The organism is Barnesiella sp. An22, assembly GCF_002159975.1.
GTDB lineage: Bacteria > Bacteroidota > Bacteroidia > Bacteroidales > Barnesiellaceae > Barnesiella > Barnesiella merdigallinarum.
On the sequence record NZ_NFJR01000004.1, the window covers coordinates 55,930 to 67,646 of the forward strand.

Sequence of the window (11,717 nt, forward strand, 5' to 3'; positions counted from 1 at the left end):
AGGCTGGGCCTGTGGAGGATGAGGTGAACATCGGGGTATGAAGCCCTAAAAGAAGAACGAATGGCCACTAAAATAGCGGGATAGGTTGCACGCTCATTCAGTTTTTTTACGCCTTGTCACTTGTTTCTGCAGTCGGTTTGCTCTATTTTTGCACTTCAATAGAGAAGCATACACAAAAAACAGAGATATGAAGAAACTGGTATGGGCGACGCTTGCGGCCCTCCTCGTTGCCGGAGTGACCCCCGCAGATTGCTACGCCAAACGGAAAAGTAAAAAAGAGAACAAGAAAGAACAGGTGGCCGATACGACCGCCAAAGAGTCGAAATACGACAAGCTCGTCAAGGGAGCCAAGACGCAGAAGGGCATGTTCACCCTGCATCTGACCACCGAAAACAAACTGCTGGTCGAGGTGCCCGACTCGCTGATGAACCGCATCTTCCTGCTCTCGAGCCGGGTGGCCGCTACCACCGACCCCAAGCTCTTCGTGGCCGGCGAGATGACCACCGACCCCTTTATGATTCGCTTCAGCAAGAACGAGCAGACGCTCTTCATGCACCTGGTGCAGCATAGCAACATCATCGACAAGGACGACCCCATTGCTGCTTCGTTCGACAAGAACTTTGGCGACCCCATCATCAAGGCCTTCAAAATCGAGGCCAAGAACGGCAAGGACGTGGTGGTGGACATGAGCGACTTCTTCAAGACCAACGAGAAGATTATCAGCCCCATGCCCAGCAATCCCTCTTCCAAGATAAAGACGGGCACCTACACCTCGGCCAACTCCTACATTCTGGGAGCCAAGAGTTTCCCGCAGAACTGCGAGATTCGCTCGGTGCTCAGCTTCACCGGCGACAACATCTGCACCGTGACCATGCACCGCTCGCTGGTACTTCTGCCCGAGCAACCCATGCGTCCCCGTATCTACGACCGTCGGGTGGGTTTCTTTTCGAGTACCAAAAACATCTACACGAGCGACAAGGACCGCATAGACCGCACGCAATACATCCACCGCTGGAGGCTCGAACCGAAGGACGAGGATCGCGAAGCCTACTTCAGAGGCGAGCTGGTTGAGCCCAAGCAGCCGATTGTCTTCTACGTCGACAGTGCCTTCCCCGAGAAGTGGCGCGACATCGTGAAGCAAGGTGTGGAGGACTGGAACACCGCCTTCGAGGCTGCCGGTTTCAAGAATGCCATCGTGGCCCGCGACTATCCCAAGAACGACCCCGACTTCGACCCCGACGACATGCGGTACAGCTGTGTGAAATATGCCGTCACCGATATTGCCAACGCCATGGGCCCGAGCTATGTCGACCCCCGCAGCGGCGAAATCCTCACGGCCGATGTCATCTGGTATCACAACGTCATCTCGCTGGTACACAACTGGCGGTTTGCCCAGACGGGAGCCGTAGACCCGCGGGTGAGACAGGAGACCTTCGACAACGACGTCATGCGCGAATCGCTGCGCTACGTCGCCTCGCACGAGATTGGTCACACGCTGGGCCTCATGCACAACATGGGAGCCAGCTACGCCTTCACCATCGACTCGCTGCGCAGCCCCTCGTTTACTCAAAAGTATGGTACTACGCCCAGTATCATGGACTATGCCCGCAACAACTTCGTGGCCCAGCCCGGCGACTATGAGCGCGGCGTGCGGCTCACCCCGCCCATCCTGGGAGTCTACGACATCTACGCCATCAACTGGGGTTACCGACTGATTGACGGTGCCGCCACTCCGCAAGACGAGGTGGCCACGCTCGACCGCTGGATAGCCGAGAAGAAGGCCGACCCCATGTACACCTTCGGAGCCCAGCAGTACCCCGATACCTACGACCCCACCGACCAGACCGAAGACCTGAGCAACGACCACTTCAAGGCAGGCGAGATGGCCATATCGAACCTCAAGATTATCGTGAAGAATTTCGAGAAATGGCTCTTCGACGAGGGGAAAGACTACCGTACAATACGCGACGAATACTCGGCACTCGTGCAACAGTACAACCGCCACCTGCGCCACGTGGTGCCCTACATCGGTGGTGTGCTCTATACCGAGGTGCGCCAGGGCGACGATACGCTGCCCTATGTCTACCTCGACAAGGCTACCCAGCGGAAGGCCCTGAAATGGGTGCTCAACCAGGCCCGTACCTATCGCGACTGGCTCACCCCGGCCGACCTGCTGCAGCGCATCGGAGCCAACGTCAACTACGCCAGCTCGATACACCGCACCCTCCCGGCCAGCCTCATCAAACCGGCTACCCTCTTCCGCATCCGTGAGGGTGGAGCCATCGACCCGGTGAAAAACTACACCGTCGAGAGCTATCTCAACGACGTGATTGCCGAGGTCTTCAAGGCCACCTACCAGGGTCGCAAGCTCAACGACGTGGAGCGCGACCTGCAAAGCGAGACCATCGAGCTGCTCATCCAGTACTCCGATTTGCAGGGAACTCCGGTGAAGGTGAATTTGGGGACCCTGACCGACGATGTTGACCTCGAGGGGATTCCCTTCCCCTGCAGCCACGTGTTGGCACACCAGGCCGAAGAGCAGTCGTTCACCCGCTTCACGCTGGGACCCTCGATGTCGGTAGCCGAAATGGCACCCTACATGAGCGGAGCCCTCAAAAAGGTACTCACGCTCTACAAGCAGAAACGGGCCGTCACCACCGATGCTGCCACCCGCGACTTTTACGATTACCAGATTGTCACGATTGAAAAACTGTTTAACAACTAAACAAAGACCCGGCGAAAAGCATTATGTGCATGGCAGGTCTTTGGAGCATAACGCATGAAAGAATTTATCTTAACCCAAGAAGAAACCGAACGCACCGTTCTGGTGGGGTTGATTACCAACACCCAGAACGAGGCGAAAGCTAACGAATACCTCGACGAACTGGCCTTCCTGGCCGAAACTGCCGGTGCCCAGCCCGTGAAGAAGTTTCTGCAACGGCTCGACACCCCCAACTCCCGCACATTCGTCGGTGCGGGCAAGTTGGCCGAAATCAAGAATTACATCGACGAGAACGAGATAGGCATGGTCATCTTCGACGACGACCTCTCGGCCAAGCAGGTGCAGAACATCGAGAAGGAGCTGCAAGTGAAGATTCTCGACCGCACCAGCCTCATTCTCGACATCTTTGCCAAACGGGCCCAGACGGCCAACGCCAAACGGCAGGTCGAGCTGGCGCAATACCAGTATCTGCTGCCGCGGCTTACCCGCTTGTGGACGCACCTCGAGCGGCAGCGGGGTGGTATCGGTATGCGTGGTCCCGGTGAGACCCAGATCGAGACCGACCGTCGTATCATCCTCGACAAGATTTCGCACCTGAAAGAGGAGCTGAAAAGCATCGACCGCCAGAAGAGCATCCAGCGCAAAAACCGCGGCAAACTGGTGCGCGTGGCGCTGGTGGGCTATACCAACGTGGGCAAGTCGACCCTGATGAACCTGCTGGCCAAGAGCGAGGTCTTTGCCGAGAACAAGCTCTTTGCCACCCTCGACACCACGGTGCGCAAGGTGATTGTCGACAATCTGCCTTTCCTCCTCTCCGATACCGTAGGGTTCATTCGCAAACTGCCCACCCACCTGGTCGACTCGTTCAAGTCGACCCTCGACGAGGTTCGCGAGGCCGACCTGCTGCTCCACGTCGTGGACATTTCGCACCCGGCTTTCGAGGAGCAGATCGAGGTGGTGAACAAGACCCTGCAAGAGGTGTGCGACTCGGCCGACAAGCCCATGATTCTGGTATTCAACAAAATCGATGCCTTCTCCTACGTCGAGAAGGCGGCCGACGACCTCACTCCGCGCACCCGCGAAAACATCTCGCTCGACGAGCTGAAAGAGACCTGGATGGCCAAGATGCACGACAACTGCATCTTCATCTCGGCCCGCAACAAGACCAACATCGACGAGCTGAAGTCGCTGCTCTACCAGCGTGTGAAGGAGATTCACACCACGCGTTTCCCCTACAACGACTTCCTCTTCCAGCACTACGACGAGATTGCCACCGACAACAACGACGACGAAGGCGCCTCCTGACCGGGGCGCCTCTCTGCCTGAATAATTCACCGGGCTACCTCCTCCGGCCTCTTAATCTTTGCCAGTATGACGAATTATCGTAAACTCAATGACTCAGAAATCAGCCGGCTCACAGCCCAGGGTTGCGTGGCCGACGACTGGAGCCAGGTGCTTGTAGCCGAAGGCTTCGTGCCCGAAACCGTTACTCATGTCCGTTTCTCGGGGCAGGTAAGGCTGGGGGTATTTGAAAAAAACTTCGCCTTGCCGGGCGGACTTACCCGACGTGCCGGGCTGCACCACGTCGCCCTGCACAACTGCACGGTGGGCAACAACACCTTCATCGAGGGGGTGGCCAACTACATCGCCAACTATCGCATAGGCGACGACTGCTACATCCAGAACGTGAACCTGCTGCTGACCGAGGGAGAGAGCTCCTTCGGCAACGGCACCGAGGTGTCGGTACTCAACGAGACGGGCGGCCGCGAGGTTCCCATCTACAACCGGCTCTCGGCACAGATGGCCTACCTCATGGCCATGTATCGCCACCGGCCCGACCTCATCGGGCGGCTCCGGCAGCTGGTGGCCGACTATACCGCCACCGTGACGAGCGACTGCGGCACCATAGGCCGCGGTGTGCATATCGTCAACACGGGGACGATACGCAATCTCTGCATCGGCGATGCCTGTCGCATCGACGGCGCCTCGCGTCTCGACAACGGCACCATCAACAGTTGCCCCGAGGCCCCCGTAACCATCGGGGCCAACGTCACCGCACAAGACTTCATCATCAGTTCGGGCGCCTGTGTGAGCGACGGCGCGGTGCTGTCGCGCTGCTTCGTGGGGCAAGCCTGCCACCTTTCGCACCTCTTCTCGGCCCACGACTCGCTCTTCTTCAGCAACTGCCAGGGCGAGAACGGCGAGGCCTGCGCCATCTTTGCCGGCCCCTACACGGTGACCATGCACAAGTCGAGTCTGCTCATTGCCGGCATGTTCTCGTTCCTGAACGCCGGCAGCGGGTCGAACCAGAGTAACCACATGTACAAACTGGGGCCCATCCACCAGGGTGTGGTCGAGCGCGGGTCGAAGACCACCAGCGACTCCTACATGCTGTGGCCCGCCAGGATAGGGGCCTTCTCGCTCATCATGGGGCGGCACGTCAACCACCCCGATACCTCGGGCATGCCCTTCTCCTACCTGATCGAGCACGGCAAGCACTCCTACCTCGTGCCGGGGGCTAACCTCAAGAGCGTGGGCACCATTCGCGATGCCCAGAAGTGGCCCAAGCGCGACCGCCGCACCGACCCCGACAAGCTCGACTGCATCAACTTCAACCTGCTCAGCCCCTATACCATCCAGAAGATGCTGCAAGGCATCGACACCCTGCAGGGGCTCAAGCAGACCTCGGGCGAAACCTCCGAGAGCTACTCGTTCCAGAGTACCACCATCCGGCACGGTTCGCTCGAGAAGGGGATACACCTCTACACGCTGGCCGTGCACAAGTTCATGGGCAACTCCATCATCAAGCGTCTCGAGGGGGCTCCCTTCGCCGACATCGCCGACCTGCACCGCAGGCTGCAACCTACCGACCCGCTGGGCTTGGGCGAGTGGGTGGATCTGGCGGGACTTATCCTGCCCAAACAGGCCGTCGAGGCCGAAATCGACCGCATCGTTGGTGACAACCGTTACACCCTCGAGCAGGCCGAAGCCGACTTCCGCGACCTGCACAGCCGCTACTACGACATGGAGTGGACCTGGGTGTGCTCGCAGATGAGCCGCTGGTATGGGAAGAGTGTCGACCGGTTCACCCCGCAGGACATTGTTACCATCGTGCGGCAGTGGAACGAGTCGGTGGTCGAGCTCGACCGTCTGCTTTACGACGATGCCCGCAAGGAGTTCTCTATGGTTTCGCGCATCGGCTTCGGTGTCGACGGTTCGGTCAGCCAGCGCGACGGCGACTTCGAGCAGGTGCGGGGCCAGTTCGAGAGTGACCCCTTCGTCCAGATGGTCTGCCGCCACATCGAGGAGAAAACCACCCTCGGCCACGAACTCATCGGCCGGCTTAACCGTCTGATTGATAAATTTCCCGGATGAGGGAAATAGCGCAATACTGGTATAGGATTGTATTTCGGTTCTAATACCCATCACCCGGCATAACACGGGTTACATGTTGCATCCCGTCAAGGGGCTGTATCGCCAACAGGCGATGCGGCCCCTTGTGGCATCCGTTGGGTTTTGTCGGTCGGGAAGGGGAGAGGGCGGCGATTACGGGCCGGAGAAGTCGGGGCGCGGGAAAATCACCCGGCCGATTTTCCGTTTCAACCCCCATTTTGGTCGGTTCACCGGCAAGTAGTCGGAGAAATAGGAGGGAGGCAGTAACTTTGTAACGATTATAAATTTAGTATCTATCACATATGTTTTCAAAGATCGTACACTTTTCAATCCGAAGGAAGCTGTTTGTGGCCCTGACCACCCTGTTGCTTCTGGCGGGCGGCATATACTCCATGCTGACGTTGCCCATCGATGCCGTGCCCGACATCACCAACAACCAGGTGCAGATTGTCACCGTGTCGCCCACGCTGGCCCCGCAAGAGGTGGAACAGCTCATTACTTTCCCCATCGAGATAGCCATGAGCAACGTGATGAATGTCGAGGAGATACGCTCGGTATCGCGTTTCGGGCTGTCGCTTGTGACGGTGGTTTTCAAGGAGGATGTGCCCACGCTGGATGCCCGCCAGTTGGTCAACGAACAGATTCAGATGGTATCGGGCGAAATCCCGCCGGAACTGGGAACTCCCGAGCTGATGCCTATCACCACCGGTCTGGGCGAGATATACCAGTATGTGCTCAAGGTGGCGCCGGGCTATGAAGACCGCTACGATGCCATGGAGCTGCGCACCATCCAGGACTGGATTGTGAAACGTCAGCTTTCGGGTATCCCCGGCATTGTCGAAATCAACAGCTTCGGCGGCTATCTGAAGCAGTACGAGGTGGCTGTCGACCCCGACGCTCTCTATTCGCTCAACATCACGATTGGCGAGGTGTTCGAGGCTTTGAGCCGGAACAACCAGAATACGGGCGGCAGCTATATCGAAAAGATAAACCGCGCCTACTACATACGCTCCGAGGGTATGATCAAAGACCTGCACGACGTGGAGCAGATTGTGGTGACCAACCGGGGCGGTATCCCCATACACATCGGCGATATAGGCCGTGTACAGTTCGGCGCTCCCAAACGCTTCGGTGCCATGACCAAGGATGGCGAGGGCGAGTGTGTGGGCGGTATCGCCATGATGCTCAAGGGTGCCAATGCCAACGTGGTAACCAAGGAGCTGGAGAAACGGGTGGCCAAGGTGCAGCAGATGTTGCCTGAGGGAGTGTCGGTCGAGCCCTACTTGAACCGCTCGGAGCTGGTGAACCGGAATATTTCGACCGTGATTCGCAACCTGGTCGAGGGTGCCATCATCGTATTTCTGGTGCTGATTATCTTCCTGGGCAATGTACGGGCCGGGTTGATTGTCGCATCGGTTATCCCGCTGGCCATGCTCTTTGCCTTTATCCTGATGCGCATCTTCAACGTCTCGGCCAACCTGATGAGCCTCGGTGCCATCGACTTCGGTATTGTGGTCGATGGGTCCATCGTCATTCTGGAGGGTATCCTGGCCCACCTCTACGGGCGGCAGTTGCGCGGTCGCACGCTGTCGCGTGAAGAGATGAACGACGAGGTCGAGAAGGGGGCCGGCCGTGTAGCCCGCAGTGCTACCTTTGCCGTGCTCATTATCCTGATTGTATTCTTCCCCATACTTACCTTGAGCGGCATCGAGGGCAAATACTTTACGCCGATGGCCAAGACGCTCGTCTTCTGTATTATCGGCGCCCTTATCCTGTCGCTTACCTATGTACCCATGATGGCGTCGCTCTGCCTGAAACGGACGATGACCGTGAAGCGGACCTTTGCCGACCGCTTCTTCGACTGGTTGAACCGCCTCTATCGACGCACGCTCCGCTTCAGCCAGGCCCATGTGTGGGGCACGGTGGCCGCTGCCTTCGTGGCTTTGGTGCTGTCGTTGCTGCTCTTCACCCGGTTGGGTGCCGAGTTTATCCCGACGCTCGACGAGGGCGATTTCGCCATGCAGATGACCCTCCCGGCCGGTAGCTCGCTGAGCCGGAGTATCGAGGTTTCGCTCGAGGCCGAGAAACGGCTCAAGGAGCGCTTCCCCGAAATCAAGCACGTAGTGGCCAAAATAGGTACGGCCGAGGTGCCTACCGACCCGATGGCCGTTGAGGATGCCGACGTGATGATTGTGATGAAACCTTTCAGCGAATGGACGTCGGCCTCGAGCCGGGCCGAGATGGTGGAGAAGATGAAGCAGTGCCTCGACTCGATCGACGGTGCCGAGTTCAACTTCAGCCAGCCTATTCAGCTGCGGTTCAACGAGCTGATGACCGGTGCCAAGGCCGATATTGCCATCAAGCTCTACGGCGAGGATATGGCCGAGCTGTACAGCAAGGCGCGCGAGGCGGCCCGCTATGTCGAGCAGGTGCCGGGTGCGGCCGACGTGCAGGTAGAGCAGGCCATGGGTCTGCCCCAGTTGCTCATTCACTTCGACCGGGCCAAGATTGCCCGCTACGGCATCGACATCGAAGAGCTGAATACCGTTATCCGCACCGCCTATGCGGGCGAGACGGCCGGGGTTGTCTTTGAGAACGAGCGCCGCTTCGACCTCGTGGTTCGCCTGGATAAGAACAAGGTGAGCGACCTGAACATCGACAAGCTCTTTGTCCGCACGAAAGACAACATACAGCTCCCCGTCAGCGAGGTGGCCAGCATCGAGCTGGAAAACGGCCCCCTGCAAATCAACCGCGACGCCACCAAGCGACGCGTGGTTATCGGTGTGAATGTGCGCGATGCCGATATTCAGCAGGTGGTGAACCAGATCAGAGAGTCGCTCGACAAGAACGTGAAACTCAAGCCCGGCTACTACTTCGAGTATGGCGGCCAGTTCGAGAACCTGCAAAATGCCATCAGCACCCTCACGGTGGTTATCCCCATCGCCCTGATGCTCATCTTGCTGTTGCTCTTCTTTGCCTTCCACAGCATCACCTATTCGCTGGTCGTATTCTCTACCGTGCCCCTCTCGCTCATCGGCGGTATCGTGGCCCTGTGGCTGCGCGGCCTCCCCTTCAGCATCTCGGCCGGTGTCGGGTTCATTGCCCTCTTCGGTGTGGCGGTGCTGAACGGTATCCTCATGATTAACCACTTCAACGACATACGCAAGCGTACCCGGTATCCCTTGACGACCAGCCGCATCATTGCCGAGGGCTGCCCGCACCTGTTGCGCCCGGTATTCCTTACCGGTCTGGTAGCTTCGCTGGGCTTCGTGCCGATGGCCATAGCCAAGTCGGCCGGTGCCGAGGTACAGCGCCCGTTGGCCACGGTAGTGATTGGTGGCTTGATTGTTTCGACCGCCCTGACGCTCATCATTATCCCCGCATTTTACCGTATCGTGAGCATCCTGGCCGCCAAACGGCTGCGCCGGAAGAGTCGCCGCTCTCTCCGTAAGGCTGCTTTGGGTCTGGCTTTGCTGATAGCCTTCGTGCCTGCCGCACAGGCCCAGCAGACCGTGACGATGGAGCAGGCCATCGAGATGGCCCAGAGCAACAACCCGCGGTTGAAGATGGCCGAGTCGGAAATCTCCCTGGCCCGCGTCACAAAGGGCGAGGCCTGGGACGGTGGCAGCACCTCGTTCAGCTACTCCTGGGGGCAACTGAACGGCGAGAGCAGCAAGGACAACGAACTGTCGATCGAGCAGTCGCTCGGCTCGCTGCTCACCCCCTTCTATAAAAATGCCCTGGCCAACGCGCAGATAAGCAAGGGCGAGAGCTACCGCGACATGGTGAAGAAAGAGATTACGGCCGAGGTGAAACGGGCATGGGCCTACTACCAGTATGCCTACCACGTCGACGCCCTCTATCGGGGGCAGAAGGAGCTGGCCGAGCAGTTGCGGAACAGCGGCGAGCAACGCTACCAGCAGGGCGACATCGACCTGGCCGAGCGCAACATGATTACGGCCCTGGCCACCGACCTGCACACCCGTTGGATGGAGGCTTCGGAAGAGTTGAACCTGGCCGAGCGCCGGTTTGCCTGGACCTGTTACAGCGACGAGGCCCTGTTGCCGGCCGATACCTCGCTGGCCGTGATGCAGATACAGACCGACGGCCTGTCGCTCTCGTCGCGTCATCTCGACTACTTCAGTGCCCAGGTACAGGAGAAGCGGGATATGCTGAAAATCGAGCGCAGCCGCTTCTTCCCCGAAATTTCGGTTGGTTATGTGCGCCAGAAGATAGCCCCCCTCTCGGGCCTGAACTCGTGGATGGTGGGCGTATCGTTCCCCATACTCTTCTTTCCGCAGCAAAGCCGGGCCAAGCAGGCCCGCATCAACCTGCAGATTGCCAACTGGCAGGCCGAGGACAATCGCCGCCAGCTCTCCAACCGGGTGAGCGAACTGCAGAACCAGTTGGTACGCCAGCGCGAGCGTCTGCTCTACTACCAGCAGGCTGCCGTCAAGGAGGCCGAGGCCCTGCAAAACAGTGCCGTCAAGAAATTCCAGGAGAACGAAACCGACATTAGCGAATTTATCCAGAGCTTGAATGCCGCCCGCGAAATACGCCGGGGCTACATCGAAACGGTATATGCCTACAACATCACCGTGCTCGAGCTCGAACTCTATACCGAGTGAGCCGCCGGTTCACCCCCTTTAATTACCCAACCTCAAAAACTCAAAGAACAATGAATAACAGAATGAACCTGATGAAACAACGAATGATTTACGTGGCCCTTGCCTTGCTGGCCGTATCGTGTTCAAATTCGTCGACTCCGTCGGCCGGGTCGGCTGCTCCGGCCGACACCGTGGCACAAGCCTCGGGCGACAGTGCCCAGACCCCTAAGGTCGATGGCGTGAGCGGAGCCACCAACGTCTCCAATCCGCCGTCGTTCAACGGCATTATCGTGATGCCGCCGCAAAATCACGTCACCGTCACGCTGAGCATGGGCGGTTCGGTGCAGGATATTCGGGTCTTGCCCGGCAAGTATGTGAGCAAGGGCGAGGTGATTCTTACGCTGGCCAATCCGGCCTATATCGAGCTCCAGCAATCCTATCTCGATGCCGCCGCTCAGGCCGAATATCTCAAGAAGGAGTATGAGCGTCAGCAACGTCTGGTATCGGGCGAATCGGCTTCGCTCAAGCGTCTGCAACAGAGCAAGGCCGACTACCTGTCGATGAAGAGCCGCATGGAAGCGGCCGCCGCACAACTTGCCCTGCTGGGTACCGACACGGCGTCGCTGAACCGGAAAGGCATACGCACCTATCTGGAGGTACGCTCTCCGCGCAACGGCTATGTGACCAACATGGACATCAACGCCGGCAAGTATTTTGCTGCAGGTGAGCCTGTTTGCGATGTTATCGACAAGAACAACCCCATGCTGCAGTTGACGGCCTACGAAAAAGACCTGAACAAACTGCAGCCGGGAACCCGCTTCACCTTCAAGGTCAACGGCATGCCCGATACCACCTTCTCGGCCGAGCTCGTTTCGGTAGACCAGATGGTCGACAACGTCAATCGTTCCATCAAGGTCTATGCCCGCATTTTGCAACCCTACTCCAATTTCAGACCGGGAATGTATGTGGCTGCCACGATTACGGATAAAAAATGA

The 11,717-nt window shown here is 58.4% G+C and carries 5 protein-coding genes; all 5 read left to right on the top strand.

Annotated features, from left to right (window positions below; all coding sequences use genetic code 11):
• Positions 1 to 187 precede the first annotated feature (187 nt).
• Entirely contained in the window at positions 188 to 2,725 is a 2,538-nt protein-coding gene (locus tag B5F38_RS05675; protein WP_087408337.1) for a zinc-dependent metalloprotease, read from the top strand.
• 54 nt (positions 2,726 to 2,779) lie between these two features.
• Positions 2,780 to 4,027, top strand: coding sequence for a GTPase HflX (hflX, locus tag B5F38_RS05680; protein WP_087408338.1), 1,248 nt, complete (start codon positions 2,780 to 2,782; stop codon positions 4,025 to 4,027).
• Positions 4,028 to 4,093: 66 nt separating this feature from the next.
• Complete coding sequence (locus B5F38_RS05685; protein ID WP_087408339.1) at positions 4,094 to 6,097, top strand: DUF4954 family protein; 2,004 nt, start codon at positions 4,094 to 4,096, stop codon at positions 6,095 to 6,097.
• 320 nt (positions 6,098 to 6,417) lie between these two features.
• A complete protein-coding gene (locus B5F38_RS05690) occupies positions 6,418 to 10,743 on the top strand; it encodes a CusA/CzcA family heavy metal efflux RND transporter (RefSeq protein WP_087408340.1) in 4,326 nt (1,441 codons plus the stop codon).
• Between the two features lie 50 nt (positions 10,744 to 10,793).
• Positions 10,794 to 11,717 (top strand): efflux RND transporter periplasmic adaptor subunit, encoded by a 924-nt coding sequence (locus tag B5F38_RS05695; protein WP_241147813.1) that lies wholly within the window; start codon positions 10,794 to 10,796, stop codon positions 11,715 to 11,717.

Bases quoted from the DNA above. Each gene is read 5' to 3' on its own strand.
- B5F38_RS05695 (WP_241147813.1), top strand. From the start codon at position 10,794: ATGAATAACAGAATGAACCTGATGAAACAACGAATGATTTACGTGGCC.
- hflX (WP_087408338.1), top strand. From the start codon at position 2,780: ATGAAAGAATTTATCTTAACCCAAGAAGAAACCGAACGCACCGTTCTG.
- B5F38_RS05675 (WP_087408337.1), top strand. From the start codon at position 188: ATGAAGAAACTGGTATGGGCGACGCTTGCGGCCCTCCTCGTTGCCGGA.
- B5F38_RS05690 (WP_087408340.1), top strand. From the start codon at position 6,418: ATGTTTTCAAAGATCGTACACTTTTCAATCCGAAGGAAGCTGTTTGTG.
- B5F38_RS05685 (WP_087408339.1), top strand. From the start codon at position 4,094: ATGACGAATTATCGTAAACTCAATGACTCAGAAATCAGCCGGCTCACA.